The organism is Actinoplanes sp. NPDC051470 (genome assembly GCF_040682035.1).
In the GTDB taxonomy this organism is placed as follows: Bacteria; Actinomycetota; Actinomycetes; order Mycobacteriales; family Micromonosporaceae; genus Actinoplanes.
On the sequence record NZ_JBFBAA010000029.1, the window covers coordinates 86,793 to 105,814 of the forward strand.

Sequence of the window (19,022 nt, forward strand, 5' to 3'; positions counted from 1 at the left end):
ACGGCGGGAAGCTGAGCGGCGCCTAATTGTTGGTGATCGATCTGAGGAGGGCGTGCTTGTCGGGCTTGCCGGTGGCGGTCAGGGGGACCTCGTCGATGACGGTGACCGTGGCGGGGGCGGCGGCCTCGCTCAGGTGGGATGTCACCCAGGCGCGCAGCTGGGGGAGAGGCGGCACGGGGCGGGTCGCGGGGACGATGAAGGCGTGGACCGCCTCGCCGGTGTCCTCGTCGGGGGCGCCGGCCACGTAGGCCTCGGCGATCGCCGGGTGGGCGGCCAGGGCCCGCTCGATCGGCACGGCGTAGACCAGGGTGGCGTGCACGATGATGACGTCCCGGGTGCGGCCGTTCAGGCGCAGGTAGCCCTGGTCGTCGAGGGTGGCCAGGTCGCGGGTGCGGACCCAGCCGTCCTGGAACACCGCGGCGGTCTCCACCGCGTCGTTCCGGTAGCCGACGGCCTGGGCGGGGGTCTTCACGAACAGTTCGCCGTCGCGGATCTGGGTGGTGACCATGGGGGGCGGGCGGCCGACGGTGTCCAGGTGCGAGGTTTCCGACGGGGTCAGCATGCTGATCATGCCGGTTTCGGTCTGGCCGTAGCCGTGGAAGACGATCGGGCCCAGGAAGTCGAGGGCCGCGGCCAGGCGGGCCGGGTCGAGGGGGGAGCCGGAGACCAGGAGGGCGCGGAGCGGGCCGACCGACGGCGGGGCCGCGCGGACCAGCTGGTTCAGCTTGCCGACGGTGATGACCTGGGCCGTGGCCCGGTGGCGGACGGCCGCGCCGGGGAGGCCGGGCGGGTCGGCCGTGACCAGGGTGCCGCCGGCGGCCAGGGTCAGGGTGGCGTACTCCCACATGACCTGGCTGTTGAGGGAGCCGAAGACCAGGAAGCGGTCCAGGCGGGTGGCCAGGTCCTGGACGGCGGCGGGCCAGCGGGACGGGCTGGCGGCCCACCCGGCGCTCATCCCGGCGTACGTCTGCATGCAGCCTTTCGGTTTTCCCGCGCTGCCGCTGGTCAGGATGACGCGGGCGATGTCGGACGGGCGCGCCGCGACGTGGATTCCCTGGTCGGGGTGGGACAGCAGGGAGGCCAGGCGTTCCTCGTCGAGGAGGATGTCGGACTCGTCGAGAGCGAGGCCCGGGCGTACGCCGACCACGCGCGCGCCGGACGCGAAGCAGGCCAGCAGGGCCGCGAACGCCGCGGGATGGACGCCGAGCCGGACCGCCACGCCGGTGCGGGGGCCGATGCCGGCGGCGCGCAGGCCGGTGGCGATGCGGCCGGTCATGGCGAGCATCTCGCCGGCGGTGACCGATCGGCCCCGGTGCTCGAAGACCGGCCGTGCCGCCGGGGTCAGCAGGTCCAGCAGGTCAGACATGGTCGGCCAGCACGGCCTTCACGAACTGGGCCAGCGGCTGGTGGTGGACGGCGGGCAGGTTCCAGTGGTTCTCCAGGTTCTCGGCCAGGTGGTGCTCGGCCGGCACCCGGCCGTCGCGATGGAGGCGGACCACGGGATGCAGGTAGCTGGCGTCGTGGGCGGCGGTCGCGTCGTTCTCGGCGATCCGCGGGACGGTGATGTCGAACGGGTCGACCTGGTCGTGGTCGGGACCGTACTCCAGGGTCACGGCGAGCACCGGGCCGTCGCCGAGACCGCCCTCCTTCAGGTACGCCACGGGCACTTCTTCCAGGTACGCCGGAGCGGACAACCGCACCACGTCGGCCAGGACCGCGAACTGCTGCCACAGCGCCGACGTCACGTTGATCCGGGCGATGATCGCGTCGGTGATCGCCTCCGGCGTGGCGTCGAGCGGGCGCGCCGGCCATGGCGTGTCGTGGTGCCGCTGGTCGAGGATCCGGGACAGCGCGCGTACGCCGTACCGGAAGCCGTGGATGAAGCCGCTGGTCGACCGCTTGAAGTCGCGCTGCTGGGTGAGCGTCCCGGCGAAGTAGAGGCCGGGCACGTTCGCCGACTCGTACGCGGAGGTCTGGGCCGGGAACCGGTCGTTGATGACCAGGGTCGGACGGCACGACGGGTCGAAGATGGACGCGTCGAAGCGGAAACCGGTGCACGCGATGATCCGGTCGTACTCGATCTCCCGGGTCGCCTCGACCGTCCGGGCGTAGCGGAACCGGATCCGGAAGCCGCCCTCGGAGCGTGCGGTGATCTCCTCGATGGTGCCGTCGAGGACCGCGTTCTGCGACTTGAGCTGGTAGGTGTCGAGGAAGTTGTTGTTCACCGCCCGCAGGTGGCCGACGTAGTGGGTCTGCCAGGCCAGCCGGACCGAGTGCGGGCCGGCGACGTGGATGACCGCCGCATGCTCGACCAGCGCGTCGGCGGTCTCGAAACCGGAGTTGCCCTTGCCGATGATCAGCACCCGCTGGTTGGTGAACGAGGCCGGGTCGGTGTCGAACGTGTCGTACCGCTCGCACAGCTCGATGCCCGGGATGTCCGCCGGGACGTAGAGCTGGGAGACCCCGGTGGCGACGACGACCCGGCGCGCTTCGATCTCGTCGTTCAGGACGAACACGTCGTCGCGACGAGCGATCTTGGTGACGCGGGTGTGGTAGCGGACGGGCAGCCCGCGGGAGAAGTCGGCGAGGTAGCGCACGAGGTCGTCGGCGGCCGGGAAGTAGCGCGAGCTGTAGCGCCCGAACAGCTTGGCCGGATCATCGGTGAGCAGCGAGTTCCAGTCGGCCCGCAGGTTGAACTCGGGATCCGCGGACCCGGTGTGGATCTTGTTGATCGAGATGAGCTGCCGGTGCCGCGGATACGTCTGGAAGAACGTGCCCGCCGACGCGCCGGCCTCGAGGACCACATGGTCCCGGCCGTCCCGCTGGAACTGGGCGGAGAGCTGGAGCCCGGCCGGACCGGCGCCGATGATCACGTACTCGTGGGTCATGCGCACGGACCGTATTCGGCGCAGATCAGAGCGTTCTGAGAAACCGTGTCTAGCGTGCGGCCATGACGACACAGATCGATCTCGGCGCCCCGCTCACCGCCGATCTGCTGGCCACGGCGGCCGCTCCGGTCACGGTGACGGCCGGCCCCGAGGTTCGCGACCGGGTGGCCGCCTCGCGGGAGTTCCTGAGCAAGGCGCTCGGCGACGACCGCGCGGTCTACGGCGCCACCACCGGCTTCGGAGCGCTGGTCGGGTACGCGGGCCGGGCCGACCTCGCCGACCAGGCCGACAACACGCTCGCGCACCTGGGCGCGGGCCAGGGCCCGGACCTGCCGCCGGCGGTGGCCCGGGCGGCGATGCTGATCCGGGTGTGGTCGCTCGCCCAGGGCGCGTCGGGCGTCTCGCCGCACGTGATCGACGCGCTGATCGCGATGCTGGGCACCACGTTCGCCCCGGCCATGCCGCGCTACGGCTCGGTGGGCGCGAGCGGGGACCTGATCCCGCTCGGCGCGGCCGCCCAGGCGCTGCGCGGGCGCGGTCACGCGTACCTGAACGGCGAGCGCAAGCCGGCCGCCGAGGCCCTGGCCGACGCGGGCCTGACCCCGCTGCCACTGGACGGTCGCGACGCGCTCGCCCTGGTCAACGGCACGTCCGTGACGACGGCCGCGCTCGGGCTCGCCCTGATCGAGGTGCGCAAGATCCATCACGCCCTGCAACACCTGACCGCGCTTCTGACCGACCTGCTGGGCTGTGACCCGCAGTTCCTTGATGCACGACTGATCGCGCGCTACAACCATCCCGGCGCGGCGCACGTGGCCGGGCAGATGCGCGAATTTCTCCGCGGGGTGGAACCGAGCGGGACGAGGCCGCTCCAGGAGCCGTACAGCATCCGCTGCACCCCGCAGCTGCTCGGCGCGGCCGAGGACGCCCTCCGGCACATCGACGCCGTCGTCGCCGCCGACCTGGGCGCGGTCAGCGACAACCCGCTGTTCTTCCCCGGCGACGACGCGGTCCTGCACGGCGGCAACTTCTTCGGCCAGCCCGCCGCCTTCGCCGCCGACCTGCTCACGATGGTCATCGCCCAGCTCGGCAACCTCGCCGAGCGCCAGCTCGACCTGCTCGTCGACCCGCACCGCAACACCGGCCTGCCCCCGATGCTGGCCGCCGGTCCGGGCCGCCAGCACGGCCTGCAGGGCGTGCAGCTCGCGTCGACCGCGCTGATCACCGAGATCCGCCGGGACGCGCTGCCGGCCAGCATGCAGAGCGTGCCGACCAACCTGCACAACCAGGACGTGGTGCCGCTCGGGACGCAGGGCGCCCTGCGCGCGCTGGATCAGGCCGGGCTGCTGCGGCTGATCGCCGGCTCGCTGGCCCTCGGGCTCCGGCAGGCCGTACACGCCGGAGCCCGCCGGCCCACCGCGCCGGCCTGCGCCGCGCTCCACGACCGCCTGGCCGAGGCGATCCCGCCGATCGACCCGGACCGTCCGCTGGAGGCCGATGTGCGCACGGCGGCTGAAATTTCTCTGAGAGACGCGCCCTAGCGTCCCGATCGTGACGGTCGATTATCTGATCATCGGGGCCGGGCCGGCCGGCCTCCAGCTCGCGGCACAGCTGGAGGCCGAAGGGCGAAGCGACTATCTGGTGCTGGAGGGCGCCGACCGGCCGGGGGCGTTCTTCACGCGTTTCCCGCGGCACCGGCAGCTCATTTCCATCAACAAACCGCACACCGGATCCGACGACCCCGAGCTGAACCTGCGGCTCGACTGGAATTCGCTGCTCAGCGACGACCCGGCGCTGCGATTCACCGGATACACCGAACGCTATTTCCCGGACGCCGACGTGATGGTGCGGTACCTGGCCGATTTCGCCGCGAAGACCGGCGTGAAGGTCCGTTACCAGACCCGGGTCACGAAGATCGCCCGCCGCGATGACGTGTTCGTGGTGAACGACGAGATCGAGGCGCGCCGCGTCATCGTCGCCACCGGCGTCTCGAAGGCCTACGAGCCCGGCATCCCCGGTTTCGGGCTGGCCGAGAAGTACACCGAGATGTCGGTGGACCCGCGGGACTTCCTCGATCAGCGGGTGCTGATCATCGGCAAGGGCAACTCGGCCTTCGAGACCGCCGACGCGCTGATGGAGACGACCACGCTGATCCATGTGGCCGGCCCGCATTCGGTGCGGATGGCCTGGCGCACCCATTACGTCGGCCATCTCCGGGCCGTGAACAACAATTTCCTCGACACGTATCAACTGAAATCGGCCAACGCGGTGCTCGACGGCCACGTCCGCAACATCGAGCGGGACGGCGACGGTTTCCTGGTGACGTTCGGTTTCACCCGTTCCGGCGAAGTGTTGAAGGAACTGCGCTACGACCGGGTGCTGGCGTGCACCGGATTCGCGTTCGACGCGTCGATCTTCGACGAGTCCTGCCGCCCGCAGCTGGCCATCAACGACCGTTTCCCGGCGCAGACGCCCGAATGGGAATCGGTCAACGTGCCCGGCCTGTTCTTCGCCGGCACGATCAGCCAGGAACGCGATTTCAAGAAATCCACCAGCGGTTTCGTCCACGGCTTCCGCTATGCGGTGCGCGCGCTCCACAAAATCCTCAATCGAAGGTACGCCAATCGGCCCTGGCCGTCCGCCACCCATGACCCAATGCCGGAGGCGATCACCGAGTCCATCGTCGAGCGGGTGAACCGCAGTTCGGGGCTGTGGCAGCAGTTCGGCGTACTCGCCGATGTCGTGACCGTCTCCCGCGAAGAGGCGCGCTATCACGAGGAGGTGCCGGTCTCGTACTTCACCGAGACCGGCCTGATGACCGCCGACCACGAGTACGACCACGCCTTCGCGGTGACCCTCGAGTACGGGCCCGGCCACGACCAGGTCGACCCGTTCGACGTCACGATCAACCGGATCTCCCAGGACGACGCGAGCCGGGCGCACGACGCCGCCTACCTGCACCCGGTCGTCCGCTACCACCGCGAGGGCGTGCTCGTCGCCACCCACCACCTCGCCGAGAACCTCGAGAACGAGTGGAACCGGCCCGAGGTGCACGTCAAACCCCTGGTCGAGTTTGTCCGGCGGTGCCTCACCGGCGCCGAGGGCTGAGGCGTGCGGGCGCTGACCGAGCTGGCCGACCGCGCCCGTCGCGTGCTCGAACCGGTCTACTGGGACTACTTCGCGGGCGGGGCGGGGGAGGAGCGCACCCTGCGCGCCAACATCGCCGCCTTCGAGCGCCGCCAGATCGTGCCCCGGGTCCTGCGCGCCACCGGTCCCCGCGACCTTCGCGTCGTTCTGCCCGGCGGCGTCTCCAGGACGCCCATCCTCGTCGCTCCCACCGCCTTCCACCGGCTCGCGCACGCCGACGGCGAATCCGGCACCGCGAAGGCGGCCGCGGCCACCGGGACCGTGCTGACGGTCAGCATGGCCGCCACCGAGCCGGTCGAGCGGATCGCCGAGGCCGGCGGCCCGCTGTGGTTCCAGCTCTACCCGCAGCCCGACCGGGCGTTCACCGCGGCCGTGGTGCAGCGGGCGGAGAAGGCCGGCTGCCGCGCTCTCGTGGTCACCGCCGACTCGCCGGTGTTCGGCCGCCGCGACCGCGACCGCCGAAATCGATTCGTCGACCTGCCGGACGGCCTGGCCTGCGAGAACATGCGCGACGCGGACGGCCGGGTGCGGGACATCGCGATGGACGACACCCTCGGCTGGGACACGATCGCCTGGCTGCGCGGGGTGACCGGGCTCCCGATCCTGGTCAAGGGCGTGCTGCACCCGGCCGACGCCTCGGCGGCGGTGGCGGCCGGCGTGGCCGGGGTGATCGTCTCCAACCACGGCGGCCGCCAGCTCGACGGCGCGGTCGCCACGCTGGACGCGCTGCCCGCGGTCGTGGCGGCGGTCGGCGGGCGGGTGCCGGTGCTGGTCGACGGCGGCGTGCGCCGTGGCGCGGACGTGCTGGTCGCGCTGGCCCTGGGCGCGACCGCGGTGCTGCTGGGGCGGCCCGTCCTGTGGGGACTCGCGGCGGGCGGCGCTCCGGGCGTACACGACGTGTTGGCGATGTTCGAAGCGGACCTCGATCACGTGCTGGCGCTGGCCGGGGCCCGCACCCCCGCCGACCTCGACGCCTCCATGGTGGCCGCGTCATGACCGAGCGAAGCGAGCGTCATGATCGCCGGCATTCTTCCTTCGATCGGGAGGCACAGAGGGCGGTGGTCCGCCTCCGGGAGTGGATCTTCGCGCGGGTGAACGGCGAGGAGGGCGTTCCGGTGCCGGGTCCGCTGGTCGGCCCGGAGGATTTCGAGCTGGTGTACGCCCACCCGGCCGCCGACGGGCGCAGCCGGGGCGCCGGGCTCTCCGACCTGTTCTGGTACTGGCTGGCGCCCGGTCCGCAGATGCACCAGGAGCACCTGGAGCCGGGCGAGCGGTACCGGACCGTCGCCCGGACCACGCGGCGGGTGCTCGCCGTACCCCATCAGCGGTCCTATGAACTGGCCGCCGCGGCCACCCGTCGTGTGCTGACGGAGTTGCCGGGCGACCGGACCAGCCTGGTGCGGCTGCGCGACCTGATGATGCCGGTCTGGGCCGAGGTCTACCACGAGCTGGTCTTCGGCGAGCCGTGCCCGCCCGAGGCGCGCGAGCTGATCGTGGCCAACGCGGACGACGTGGTGAGCGCGCTCAAGGGCACCCGGCTGCGGCACATGGACCGCCGCCACGCGATGACCCGCTACCTGTTGCGCCGCATCGAAAACGGGACCTGTCCGGTCACGCTGCCGGAACCGTTCACTTCGCAGGAGACCGCGTGGTACCTGCAGGGGGCGTTCTTCAACACCGCGGTCGTGCAGATGTCCGAGGCGATGGCCCACGTCCTGCTGTCGGTCGCCGGCTCTCCTGGCGTTCTTTCTCCGGTGGCTGACGACGACGCCATCGACCGCGTGATCGACGAGACGTTGCGGGTGCATCCGCTGTTCGGGGTGGCGCACCGGATCACCTCGGACGAGATCGCCCTGCCCTCGGGCATCGTCCTGCCCGCCGGGTCGGTGCTGCTGTTCAACTACCTGGCCTACCAGCGCACGGGTGCCGCGTCAGACCCTTCCTTCGACCCCTCGCGCTGGCTGACCTTGCGCCGCGCGGACGCACACTTCATCCCCTTCGGTGTTACGGCCAACCGGGCCTGCCCCGCGCGGGGGTCGGCGCCGGTGATGTTGCGGGCGGCCGTGCGTACGGTCCTGCGGCATTTCGCCTTGGCATCTTCCGCCGCGCACCCCCGCTCCCTTCCCTCCCGCGGCCCGGCCTATCTCACCCCGCCGTCCGTTTCTCCGCCCGGGGGGCTCCAGCTCGGTTTTCTCAGGATTCGCGACCGCTGGGAGGACGCCGGCCGCAGCCTGATCCAGCTCGTCCTCGGCACGTACATGGTCATCGACGCCCGCCGGCAGCGGCTGTGCGCGCGCTATTTCGAGGAGGTACGCACGTGACACCCACTGAACTGGCGCCTCGCTTCTTCATCGCGGTGGCGGTGATCCTGATCTTCTGCAAGCTGGTGAGCTGGCTGCTCGGCAAGGTCGGCCAGCCGCCGGTGGTCAGCGAGATGCTGGCCGGCGTGATGCTCGGGCCGTCCCTGCTCGGCCTGCTGCTGCCCGGCGTGCAGGACGCGCTGTTCCCGGCCCCGCTGCTGCCCGTGCTCTACGTGCTGGGCCAGGTCGGCCTGGTGCTGTTCATGTTCCAGGCCGGGTACGCGTTCAGCGGCCACAAGATCACCGGCCTGGGCGGTACGGCGGGCGCGGTGTCGCTGGCCGGGATCACCGTGCCGCTGGTGCTGGGCGCCGGCCTGGTGGTCGCGACCGACCGCTTCGTGCCGCTGCGGCCGCCCGGCGTGTCGCTGGGCGTGCTCGCCGCCTTCGTCGGCGTGGCCCTGGCCATCACGGCCTTCCCGATGCTGGCCCGGATCATCACCGAGCGCGGGCACGCCGGGACCCGGCACGGCTCGGTCGCGCTGGCCAGCGGCGCCATCGACGACGCCGTGGCCTGGATCGGGCTGGCCCTGGTCCTGGCGTTCGCCTCGGGCGTCTTCACGTCGGCGCTGATCACGATCGGCGGGGCGGTGCTGTTCGCCGCGGCGGCCCTGTTCTTCGGGCGGCGGGTCACCCGCGCGCTCGTCACCAGCGACCGGCTGGACGACCGCACCCGCCTGCTCGCCACCGTGGCGTTGCTGTTCCTGGTCGCCTGGTACACCGACGAGATCGGGCTCTACGCGGTCTTCGGCGCCTTCGTGGTCGGCGCGCTGATGCCGCACGTGCCGCGGGCCGAGAAGGTGGTGGACACGGTCAACCCGGTGGCGTCCACCGTGTTCCTGCCGCTCTTCTTCACGTTCTCGGGCCTGCGTACGGAGTTCGGCCTGCTCTCCGACCCGAGGGTGCTGCTCTTCGCGATCGCCTGCGTGACGCTCGCGGTCGCCGGCAAGTTCGGGGCCTGCTGGATGGCCGCCCGCTGGCGCGGCGAGCCGCAGCCGGTCGCCCTGCGGGTCGGCGCGCTGATGAACGCCCGCGGTCTGATGCAGCTCATCGCCCTCAACGTGGGCCTGGAGGCGGGCATCGTGGACCGGGCCATGTTCACCGTCCTGGTGGTCGTCGCGCTGGTCACCACGCTGATGACCACGCCCCTGCTGAGCTGGATCGAGCGCCGGGAGATCAGGACCGGACGGTCCGAATATTTGCTGAGTCAAAAATCACAGGTTCAAGTGTAGAGACATATGCGATTGTCGATGGATGCGCGTCGCTGCCAGGTCGCATCGGCTTCTCCTGGTCGAGGATGATGCCGAGCTCAGGGAAATGCTGACCGAAACCTTCGCCGACGACGGGTACGTCGTGGACGACGCGGCCGACGGTCAGCGCGGCCTCCACCTGGGCCTCACCCGGCCGTACGACGTGCTGGTCGTCGACCGGATGCTCCCCGCCCTCGACGGTCTCGCGCTGGTCACCAAGCTGCGCGCCCGGGCCTGCACGGCCCGGGCGCTGATGCTCACCGCGCTCGGCACCGTCGGCGACCGGATCGCCGGGCTGGACGGCGGCGCCGACGACTACCTGGTCAAACCCTTCGACCTGGACGAGCTGTGCGCCCGGGTCCGGGCCCTGTGCCGGCGGGTGCCCGAGCCCGCCGACGCGCTGCGGATCGGCAGCGGCCTGCTCGACCTGTCGCTGCGCGACGTGCAACTGCCCGACGGCGGCCGGGTCGGACTGTCGGCCCGCGAGTTCGAGCTGCTCCGGGTGCTGGCCGCCCGGCCCAACGCGGTGCACTCCCGCAACGAGCTGCGGCGCCGGGTCTTCGACGAGGCGGCGGCCGCCTCCATCGTCGACACCTACGTCTACTACCTGCGGCGCAAACTCGGCCGGGGCGCGGTGAAGACCGTGCACGGGCTCGGCTACCGGCTCGGGGCCCTGTCGTGAGGACCGGCCTCCAGCTCGAGCCCGACGAACTCGCCGTCGTCTGCCGCGCCCGCTTCCGGGTCGGCATCGTGGTCGGGCTGATCGTCTGCGCGTCGGTCGCGATGATCGGCGGCGTGGCCTACTTCGCGCTCGTCCGCTCGCAGGACAGCCTCATCCAGCGCGAGCTCGCCACCGCGGTGGCGAGCGCCGACCCGTCCGGGCCGCCCAACTGCGTGTGGCAGATCGTCCGCCGCGACGGCGTGCTGACCACCGGCCGCGCGCCGGCGCCGGCCGGGTTCCCGCTGCTCGCCGACATGGACGCGGCCGCCCGCGGCGAGGTCCGGGTCACCGCGGTGCCCAGCGGCGACACCGTCTACCACGTACGCACCCAGGCCCGCGGCGCCGACATCGTGCAGGTCGTGTTCGACGCCCGCTACCAGCTCGCCGACCGGCGCCACCTGCTGCTCGCGCTGGCCCTGGCCGCCCTCGTCGGGCTGGTCGCGGCCGGGTTCGCCGCCATGGTCGTCGGGCACCAGGCGGTCCGGCCGCTGGCCGAGGCGCTCACCCGGCAGCGGCGGTTCGTCGCCGACGCCAGCCATGAGCTGCGTACGCCGATCGCGCAGGTGCACACCCGGGCCCAGCTCATCGCCCGGCGGCTCAGCCGGTCCGACCCCGGCGGCCAGAACGCCGAACTCGACCGGCTGGTCGGCGCGACCCGGCGGCTCGGCGAGATCGTCGACGAACTGCTGCTCTCGGCCCGCCTCGCCGCGGCGCCGGCGTCGTCGCCCGACGGGCCGATCGACCTGGCCGCCCTGGTCGAGTCCTCGGCCGCCGCCGACGTCGACCGGGCCGCCGAGCAAGGGGTGACCCTGACGCTGACCCGGCCCGACGATCCCCTGCCGGTCACCGGCATCGAATCGGCGCTGCGCCGCGTGGTCGGTGAGCTGATCACCAACGGGCTGCGGCACACCCATCCGGGTGACCGCATCGCGATCTCCGTCGCCCCCGTCGCCGGTCAGGTCGAGCTGGTGGTGGCCGACACCGGGGAAGGCTTCGACCCGGCCGGCGCCGAGCGGATGTTCGACCGCTTCCACCGCGGCGGCAGCGACGAACGACGATTCGGCCTCGGCCTGGCGCTGCTGCGCGAGGTGGTGACCGGCCACGGCGGCACGATCAGCGCGGCCGGGCGGCTGGGCCAGGGCGCGACCTTCACGGTGCGGCTTCCCCTGGCCGTACCGTGGAAACCCTCAGCCGGAACTCAGCGTTCTCACAACTGAGTGACGCAGAGTAGAGGTTCGCTCGCTACCTCAGTACGAAGGAGTTCCATGGGTCCCGTGCTCGCTCTGGTGAGCTTCGTGCTGCTGCTGTTCCAGCTGCTGCTCGTCGCCCGAGCCGTCCTCGACTGGTCGGTGGCGCTGGCCGGCCCCAGCGTGCCCGGCACGTTCCGTTCCCGCGCGACCCACGGCGTCCACGCCGCGACCGAACCCGTCCTGGGCCCCGTCCGCCGCGTCCTCCCGCCCCTCCGCCTCGGCGGCGTCGGCATCGACCTCTCGTTCATCGTCGTCTTCCTCGCGGTCGTGATCATCCGCTCCTTCATCTGACCTCCGTCTCCACCTCTCCCGTCCTTTCTTGACCCGGCAGGCCTCGGCCTGCCGGGCCTTTTCGTGTCTGTGGCCGGGGCTGGCGTGCTGGGCGTTGTGGTGTTCGTGGCGCGGCTGGCTTGCCAGGCTCTTTCGTGCCTGTGGCGCGGCTGGCCTGGCAGGCCTTTTGGTGCTCGTGGCGCGGCTGGCCTGCTGGGCCTTTTCGTGTTCGTGGCGCGGGTGACTTGACGGTGGGACGCACGCTGGCACTGGAGGCGGGTGGGACAGGGGAGGACGGTAGATTGCGCGGCATGGCCGGGGGGACGACAAGGATCGTGGCGGGGCGTTACCGGCTTGTGCGACGGCTCGGGCGGGGCGGGATGGGCGCCGTCTGGCACGCCCACGACGAGTTGCTCGGCCGCGACGTGGCCATCAAGGAGATCTACTTCCCCGGGGCCGGCGACGGTCCGGTCGACGCCGGCGACCCGCTGGTCCGGCGGGCGTTGCGCGAGGCCCAGGCCGCGGCCCGGCTGAGACACCCCGACATCATCACCGTGCACGACGTGGTCACCGAGGCCGGTCGCCCGTGGATCGTCATGGAGCTGATCGACGGGCGGTCCCTGGCCGACCTGATCCGCGAGACCGGCGTCGTGCCCGCCCAGCGCGCCGCCGAGATCGGCCTGCGGGTGCTCGACGCGCTCAGGGCCGCCCACCGCCAGGGCGTCCTGCACCGGGACGTCAAACCGGCCAACATCCTGCTCGACACCGACCGCGTGGTGCTCACCGACTTCGGCATCGCCGCCCTCGACGACGCCACCGCCATCACGGTCACCGGCCAGATGATCGGCTCGCCGGCCTTCATGCCGCCCGAACGCATCAACGGCAGGCCCGCCACCGCCGCCGCCGACCTCTGGTCCCTGGGCGTCACCCTCTACCTGACGATGACCGGCCGATCCCCTTTCCACCGCGAGGACACCCAGACGACCATTGCCGCGATCCTGTCGTCCCGCCCCGAGCCACCCGCCCATGGCGGCCAGCTGTGGCCCGTTATCAAGGGCCTCCTGGAGAAGGACCCCGAGCGCCGCCTGACCTCCGACCAGGCCAGGCCGTTGCTGCTCAACGCCGCCAAAACCCCCGACCCGAGTACGCCCCCAGCCCACCGCCGCGGCCTCTCCCGCTTCCTGCCCGCGCCGAGCCGCAAATCCCGCTTCACCGACCCCGACCGCGACCACACCGCCGTAGCGCCCCCACCAACCCTGGCCGCTCCTACCTCCCACGACACCCCCGAAGGCCCCACCGCAGCCGTCTTCCCCGAGAACACCCCACTTCCGCCCGGCGCGGTGTTGGCCTCCACCCCGGCCACGACCGAGCCGGTGGGTTCGCCGGGTGCCGATTCTGTGACGGAGCCTGCCTGGTCGCCGGGCGCCTCCCCGGCCGAGACCGAGCCGGTGGGTTCGCCGGATGCTGGCTCTGCAACGGAGCCTTCGGGGCTACAGGGTGCCGATTGCGTGACCGAGGCCGCCGCGTTGCCAGGCGCAACCTCTGCGACCGGGCCCGCCGGGCAAGCGGGTGCTGGATCTGTGACCGTCGCCTCCGGGACCCAGGCTGCCGGATTGTCAGGTCATCTTCCGGCCGAGACTGAAGCCGAAGCGCGGTCCGATGTCGAGACGGTCGCTGTGCCCGCGGCGGGAACGGTGGTAGCCGACGCCGGGAACTCCGCTGCTCCGGCCGGCAGTAATGACAGCGAGAGCGCCGAGGCGATCGATTCGGCCAGGGCTACCGCGGGCGGACGCGGCCAAGCTGCTTCACCGGCGGGCTCTGTCTTTGGCGGGAACACCGAGGTTGTCGCTTCGGCGGGTGCTTCCGATGGGCTGGACACCGAGGTGGCTGTCACGGCGGCTGATGCGACGGTGCCCGACCACGGTCCAGCTACTGTCCCTAAGCAGGCCGTCCCAGGCCCGGCGACCGGGGAGGCGCTGCTGGATGCGCCAACCTCGGCTATCCCAACCTCGGCTATCCCAACCTCAACAACCCCAGCGTCGATGGGCCCAGCGTCGACAGGCCCCAACTCGCCGGTCGCTGCGCCGTCGATCTCTGCGCCTCCGGTGTCAGCGTTGACGGCTGCTGGACGGGATGTTCCTCGGGAGGCGGGCGAGGCTCTGCACCCGACGGCTGTCGAGGGGGCGGTTTCGGGGTTCGGGGTGGCGGCTGTTCCGCGGCAGCCGCGGCCGGTGCCTTTGACGCCTGCGGCGCTTGAAGGTGGGGGTGCTGGGCGGCGGGGTGTGTCGGGCAGGGTGTTGGTGGCGGTGGGGGCGGCTGTCGCCGTCGTGGTTGCGGCGCCGGTTTTGTGGTTCGCGTGGTCTCGGGATGATGACGGTGGGCGTGGCCGGGAAGTCAGCCCTAGCAAGGGCGCGGCTCTCGCGGTTGTGCCCTCCAAGGCTTCGGCCAAGCCGGCGGCCAGCAAGCCGGTCAATCCGTTGCTCGACCCCTGTCTGGTGGGGACCTGGCGGATGGTGTCGATGCAGGTCATCAACGAGCCGATGAACGGCGTTGAGGCGCGCTTCACCAGCACCGGCGGCGCCATCACACGGATCTGGCCGGACGGCCGCGCGGTGGACGCCTGGGGTGGACTCAAACCGCTGACCGCGACCGTCAAGGGGCGGAAGTGGGAAGAGACCATCAAGGGCACCATCAAGTACCGCATCGAGACGCGCGGCGGGCAGGCCTACTTCAGCGGGTATTCGGGGCAGCTGACCTTCGTGATGAAGCGGGACGGCAGGCGGCAGTACGGGGGCAACCTCGGCAACGGCGACAACCGGGCGCCGTTCACCTGCTCGGACACCCGGATGACCACCTACGGCGACGATGACTCCTCCACCCAGTCCTTCACCCGGGTCAGCCGGACTCCCTGAGGGCGGCCCGGCCCGGCCGGGGGGTTCGTGAGGGCAGCGAGGGAGATCCGGGCGTTGTAAGCGGATCGAGCCGGAGGTTCGTCAGGGCGGCGGGGTGGGACCCGGGCGTTGCAAGGGGGCCACGGCCGGGCCACCGCGTCCCGCCGCGTCACCGGGCAGCCGATTCTGGTCATGCCGGGCGCGGGTCAGGCGGGTTTCGCCAGGGTGGCGCGGATTTCGGCGGCCACGGCCAGGGCGGCGGTGCGGAAGCGGCGGCTCAGGGGGTAGAAGCTCAGGTAGCCGTGGACCAGGTCGGGCTCGCGGTGGAGGGTGGCGTTCAGCCTGTGGGCGTAGGCCTCGCCCTCGTCTCGGAGGGGGTCGAAGCCGGCCGTCCACACGGTGGCCGGAGTGGGGCCGGGGTCGGCCAGGAGGGGTGACAGGCGCGGGTCGGTGCGGTCGGCGGTGGCCGCGTACTGGTGCTGGAACCAGTCGACCTCGCGGTCGGTGAGCATGAAACCGTCGGCGAACAAGTGCCGCGACGGGTGGCGGCGGGTCAGGTCGGTGGCCACAGGTCCCTTCCCAGATCGGGCGAATAAAGCTGTTCGGCGCCACGGGCGGGGCGGGCTCGCGTGTGGTGGCCGCCGGCCAGCGGGGTGTCGCGTTCGGCCAGGGCGACCAGGCAGGCGGCGCCGTCGGCGGGGGAGCCGAGGAACGGGCGGGCCGCCGTCTTCGCCGCGCGTCCGGTGCGTTCGCCCAGGTAGCGGCCGAAGTCGGTGGCGAGGATCCCGGCGTGGAAGTCGCCCACGTCGACGTCGGGGTGGCGGCGGCCGAACTCGCGCAGCAGGATGCCGGCGGCGAGCTTGGCCCGAGCGTACGCCCGATGGCCGGGCAGCGGCGGCCGCCCCTCGGCCAGGGCGGGGACGTCGCCGATCACCGCGCCGCGGTGGGAGCGGGAGTTCGTGGCCAGCACCCGGCCGCCCCGGAGCCGGTCGGCGAGCAGCGTCGTCAGCAGCCAGGGACCGATCGCGTTGACCTGGAACACCGCGTCGATGCCGTCGGCCGTGACACCGCGCGGCACCACCGCGCCCGCGTTGGCGGCGAGCACGTCGATGTGGTCGAGCCGCGCGCGTAGCTCGGTGGCCAGCCGCCGCACGTCGTCGAGCCGCGCGAAGTCCACTGTGTACGCGTGCCGGCCGCCGACCCGGCGGGTCCGTTCGGCGTCGCGGCCCACGGCGTGCACGGTCGCGCCCCGCTCGCCCAGCAGCCGCACCGCCTCGGCGCCGAGTCCCGAGCTGGCGCCGGTGATGACCACGGTCCGGCCGTCGAGCGTCACGCCGCCGCCCCGCTCACCGCGAGGCGCGTCACCCCGGCCGCGCGGGACTCGGCCTGGTCGATCAGGCAGGCGGCGAGGCCGGTCCGGCTCACGGCCAAAGGCGATGGTGTACGCAGGGAAGCATCCGTTCTGGCCGCCCCGGGCCGGTCGGTGAGCGCCCCGAAGTAGACGATCGTGGCGTCCAGCCCGGCGCCGGTCACGATCGCCTCGGCGGTGTCGAAGTCCCGGTAGTCCCGGCGGATCACCACCCGGGTGAGCAGCCGCAGCGGCGGGCTGGTGTGACCCCGGGACCGCCCGGAGCCCCAGGCCAGCGGAAGCACGATCCGTCGCACGCCGTGCAGACGCATCGCCGTGACCAGGTTGGCCGCCGCCCGCGCCAGCACGGCCGGCCCGCGCCGCCCGGCCACCCACAGCGGATTGCCCAGGGCGCTGACCACCGCCTCCTGCCCGGCCATCACGCCGGACACGGCGGCCAGATCGTCACCCACGGCGCCGTGCTCCTCGCGTACCCCCGGAAGAGCCGGAGCCGAACCGGCCCGCCGGACCAGCGCGGTCACCTCATGCCCGCGCGCCACCGCCCGGCCGACCACCTGCCGCCCGAGCCCGCCGCTCGCCCCCACGATCAACAACCGCATGCGCTCATGCTCGTCCCGCCCAGCCGCATGTGACACCGCCATCAGCGCCACCCATCGCCGGGTTCCCGCCAGCGATGCGCGGACCCGTTGAACACCGCCCCCGATCGGCCGTTACGTAAGGAATGGGAGACAGCCGGAGCGTCGTCGACGGAGCCTTCCGGGTGCTGCGGGCGCTGCCCGAGACCGGCCCGGACCGGCAGATCGCCCGGCTGGCCACGCTCACCCGCCTGCCCCGGCCGACCGTCCACCGGCTGCTCGGGCAGCTCGCCGCCGCCGGCTCGGCCGAGTGGCGTGACGGCCGCTGGGTGCTGGCCGCCGGTCTGATCGATCTCGCCCAGGGCGTCGAACCGCTGCCGGGGCTGCGCCGGTCGGCCGCGACGGTGATCCAGTCGTTGCGCGAGGAGACCGGCGCCACGGTGTCGCTGGTCGTGCCGGGCGGCGACGCGTTCGTGGCGCTGGAGATGATTCCGGGCCGTGACGAGCTGCCGATCGCCGCGCACCCGGGCGCGCCCATGCCCGCGGACACGGCGGCCGGGATCGTCCTGGGCGGCGACCCCGGGCCACGGCGCCGGCGGTTCGGCGCGGCCGTCGACGACCAGGATCTGGTGGACGGGCTGACCTGTTACGCGGTCCCGGTCACCCTGCCCGGCCGGCGCCGGGTGGCTCTGCAGATCGCCACGTCGTCGCAGCGTCCGGCCGAACGGGCGGCGGCCCTGGTCCACCGCGCGGCGACCGAGCTGGAACGCCGGCTGGCCATGACTGTCCGCTGAGCGGACAGTTTCCGCCCCGGTCCGGGGATCGTCCCCATCCTGGCCGGTGTGAACCAATCGAAAATCGCAGTGATCACCGGCGCCGGACGCGGACTGGGCGAGGGCATGGCCCGCCACCTGACCCAGGCGGGCGTGACGGTGATCGGAACCAGCCGCGACAGCGACCTTCTGCCGCTCGACGTCCGGCGCACCGAGACGTACCCGGCGTTCCGCACCGCGCTGGAAGCGCGGCTCGGCGGCGCGAAGGTCGACTTCCTGATCAACAACGCCGGGATCGGCGTCTACGCGGCGTTCGAGGAGACCACGGTCGAGCAGTTCGACGACCTGGTCGACACGAACCTCAAGGCGCCGTTCTTCCTGACCCAGAGCCTGCTTCCGCTGATGAACGACGGAGGGCGCGTGCTCAACGTGACGACCGCGATCACCCGCGGTGTGGTGCCCGGCATGTCGGCGTACGCCGCGGTCAAGGGCGCCATCGAGGTCTTGACCCGCTATCAGGCCGTGGAACTGGCCGCCCGCTCGATCCGGGTGAACGCGATCATGGGCGGCGCCGCCGAGACCGGTTTCGCCGGCGGCATCATGCGGTCGGACCGGGTCAAGGAGCTCGCGGCCCACACCATCGCCCAGGGCCGGATCGCCGGCGTCGACGACATCACGGCGGCCGTGCCCGCGATCCTCTCCGACGCGTTCCAGTGGGCCACCGGCAGCATCATCGACCTCTCCGGCGGCCAGAGCCTGTAGCACGGCTAATCCTGGGTGGTGGGGCGGATGGTGATGTCGCCGATCTCGACGTCGTCGGGCTGGTCGATGGCGAAGGCGATGGCCCGGGCCACGGCGGACGGGTCGAGGGCGAAGGCGTTCATGGTGCGGCGGATCTGGTCGCGCAGGGCCGGGTCGTCGATGCTGTCGGCCAGTTCGGTGCGGACGTAGCCGGGGGAGACCGAAGTGGTGCGCAGCCAGCCGGCGGTGGACTCCTGGCGCAGGCCCTCGAGGATGGTGCGGACGGCGTTCTTCGTGCCGCCGTAGACGGCCATCGTGGGGGTGATCTTCAGGCCGGCCGTGGAGATCGTGGTGACCAGGTGGCCGCGGCGCTGGCGTTCGAAGACGGGCAGGGCCGCGGCCAGGCCGTGCAGGACGCCGTGGACGTTGACGTCGATCATGGCCTGCCAGCCGGCCAGGTCGAGGTCGGCGACCGGGCCGATCTTGCTGATGCCGGCGTTGCTGACCAGGACGTCGAGGCGGCCGAACTCGGTGACGGCCAGCTCGACCAGGGCGGCCAGGTCGGCCGGCGCGGTGACGTCGACCTGGCGGTGGGCCGCCCGGCCGCCCCGGGCGCGGATCTCGGCGGTCAGCTTCTCGAGACGATCGGTGCGGCGGGCGCCCAGCACCACGGCCGCGCCCCGGCCGGCCAGCTCGCGCGCGGTCGCCTCGCCGATGCCGCTGCTGGCGCCGGTGATCGCGACAACCTTGTTCGTCATGGCGTAGCCTCCATTGTCGTGGAAGTGGACAC

At 72.2% G+C, this 19,022-nt stretch carries 17 protein-coding genes; 11 read left to right on the forward strand and 6 right to left on the reverse strand.

Annotated elements, in window-relative coordinates; genetic code table 11:
- Positions 1 to 22 precede the first annotated feature (22 nt).
- Positions 23 to 1,366, reverse strand: a complete 1,344-nt coding sequence (locus tag AB0M54_RS37000) for an AMP-binding protein (RefSeq protein ID WP_364476519.1) — start codon at positions 1,364 to 1,366, stop codon at positions 23 to 25.
- Positions 1,359 to 2,888, reverse strand: a complete 1,530-nt coding sequence (locus AB0M54_RS37005) for an NAD(P)-binding domain-containing protein (RefSeq protein WP_364476521.1) — start codon at positions 2,886 to 2,888, stop codon at positions 1,359 to 1,361. The genes AB0M54_RS37000 and AB0M54_RS37005 overlap by 8 nt, the downstream gene beginning before the upstream one ends.
- Positions 2,889 to 2,950: 62 nt before the next feature.
- Between AB0M54_RS37005 and AB0M54_RS37010 the strand changes: the two genes are divergently transcribed.
- The 9 genes from AB0M54_RS37010 (at position 2,951) to AB0M54_RS37050 (ending at position 14,795) form a co-directional block, all read left to right on the forward strand.
- Entirely contained in the window at positions 2,951 to 4,429 is a 1,479-nt protein-coding gene (locus AB0M54_RS37010; RefSeq protein ID WP_364476523.1) for an aromatic amino acid ammonia-lyase, read from the forward strand.
- Positions 4,430 to 4,439: 10 nt separating this feature from the next.
- Positions 4,440 to 5,996, forward strand: a complete 1,557-nt coding sequence (locus tag AB0M54_RS37015; RefSeq protein WP_364476525.1) for an NAD(P)-binding domain-containing protein — start codon at positions 4,440 to 4,442, stop codon at positions 5,994 to 5,996.
- A gap of 3 nt (positions 5,997 to 5,999) precedes the next feature.
- A complete protein-coding gene (locus AB0M54_RS37020) occupies positions 6,000 to 7,031 on the forward strand; it encodes an alpha-hydroxy acid oxidase (protein WP_364476527.1) in 1,032 nt (343 codons plus the stop codon).
- Positions 7,028 to 8,356, forward strand: a complete 1,329-nt coding sequence (locus tag AB0M54_RS37025) for a cytochrome P450 (RefSeq protein ID WP_364476529.1) — start codon at positions 7,028 to 7,030, stop codon at positions 8,354 to 8,356. Before AB0M54_RS37020 ends, AB0M54_RS37025 begins: the two co-directional genes overlap by 4 nt.
- Positions 8,353 to 9,624 carry a cation:proton antiporter gene (locus AB0M54_RS37030; protein ID WP_364322817.1) on the forward strand — a complete coding sequence of 424 codons (1,272 nt, stop codon included), beginning with the start codon at positions 8,353 to 8,355 and terminating at the stop codon, positions 9,622 to 9,624. The genes AB0M54_RS37025 and AB0M54_RS37030 overlap by 4 nt, the downstream gene beginning before the upstream one ends.
- Positions 9,625 to 9,646: 22 nt before the next feature.
- Entirely contained in the window at positions 9,647 to 10,324 is a 678-nt protein-coding gene (locus tag AB0M54_RS37035; RefSeq protein ID WP_364322820.1) for a response regulator transcription factor, read from the forward strand.
- Entirely contained in the window at positions 10,321 to 11,580 is a 1,260-nt protein-coding gene (locus AB0M54_RS37040; protein WP_364322822.1) for a HAMP domain-containing sensor histidine kinase, read from the forward strand. Before AB0M54_RS37035 ends, AB0M54_RS37040 begins: the two co-directional genes overlap by 4 nt.
- Before the next feature lie 48 nt (positions 11,581 to 11,628).
- Positions 11,629 to 11,904, forward strand: coding sequence for a YggT family protein (locus tag AB0M54_RS37045; RefSeq protein ID WP_364476531.1), 276 nt, complete (start codon positions 11,629 to 11,631; stop codon positions 11,902 to 11,904).
- A 290-nt stretch (positions 11,905 to 12,194) separates the two neighbouring features.
- On the forward strand, positions 12,195 to 14,795 hold the full coding sequence (locus AB0M54_RS37050) for a protein kinase (RefSeq protein ID WP_364476533.1): 2,601 nt from the start codon (positions 12,195 to 12,197) through the stop codon (positions 14,793 to 14,795).
- Positions 14,796 to 14,980: 185 nt separating this feature from the next.
- Here the strand turns inward: AB0M54_RS37050 and AB0M54_RS37055 are convergent, their stop codons facing one another.
- Genes AB0M54_RS37055 through AB0M54_RS37065 form a run of 3 tightly spaced genes read right to left on the reverse strand, consistent with a single transcriptional unit; the run spans position 14,981 to position 16,742 of the window.
- Complete coding sequence (locus AB0M54_RS37055) at positions 14,981 to 15,343, reverse strand: alpha/beta hydrolase fold domain-containing protein (protein WP_364476535.1); 363 nt, start codon at positions 15,341 to 15,343, stop codon at positions 14,981 to 14,983.
- Positions 15,328 to 16,107, reverse strand: coding sequence for an SDR family NAD(P)-dependent oxidoreductase (locus tag AB0M54_RS37060; protein WP_364476537.1), 780 nt, complete (start codon positions 16,105 to 16,107; stop codon positions 15,328 to 15,330). Before AB0M54_RS37060 ends, AB0M54_RS37055 begins: the two co-directional genes overlap by 16 nt.
- The gene (locus AB0M54_RS37065) at positions 16,104 to 16,742 is read right to left on the reverse strand and encodes an NAD(P)-binding oxidoreductase (protein WP_364476539.1); all 639 of its coding nucleotides are present in this window, start codon (positions 16,740 to 16,742) and stop codon (positions 16,104 to 16,106) included. The genes AB0M54_RS37060 and AB0M54_RS37065 overlap by 4 nt, the downstream gene beginning before the upstream one ends.
- A 122-nt stretch (positions 16,743 to 16,864) precedes the next feature.
- Between AB0M54_RS37065 and AB0M54_RS37070 the strand changes: the two genes are divergently transcribed.
- Both AB0M54_RS37070 and AB0M54_RS37075 read left to right on the forward strand, forming a co-directional pair.
- On the forward strand, positions 16,865 to 17,512 hold the full coding sequence (locus AB0M54_RS37070) for a helix-turn-helix domain-containing protein (RefSeq protein ID WP_364476541.1): 648 nt from the start codon (positions 16,865 to 16,867) through the stop codon (positions 17,510 to 17,512).
- A gap of 48 nt (positions 17,513 to 17,560) precedes the next feature.
- Complete coding sequence (locus tag AB0M54_RS37075) at positions 17,561 to 18,253, forward strand: SDR family oxidoreductase (protein WP_364322837.1); 693 nt, start codon at positions 17,561 to 17,563, stop codon at positions 18,251 to 18,253.
- 5 nt (positions 18,254 to 18,258) lie between these two features.
- On the opposite strand, the gene AB0M54_RS37080 is transcribed toward AB0M54_RS37075, so the two are convergent.
- The gene (locus AB0M54_RS37080; protein ID WP_364476543.1) at positions 18,259 to 18,990 is read right to left on the reverse strand and encodes an SDR family oxidoreductase; all 732 of its coding nucleotides are present in this window, start codon (positions 18,988 to 18,990) and stop codon (positions 18,259 to 18,261) included.
- Positions 18,991 to 19,022: the final 32 nt, after the last annotated feature.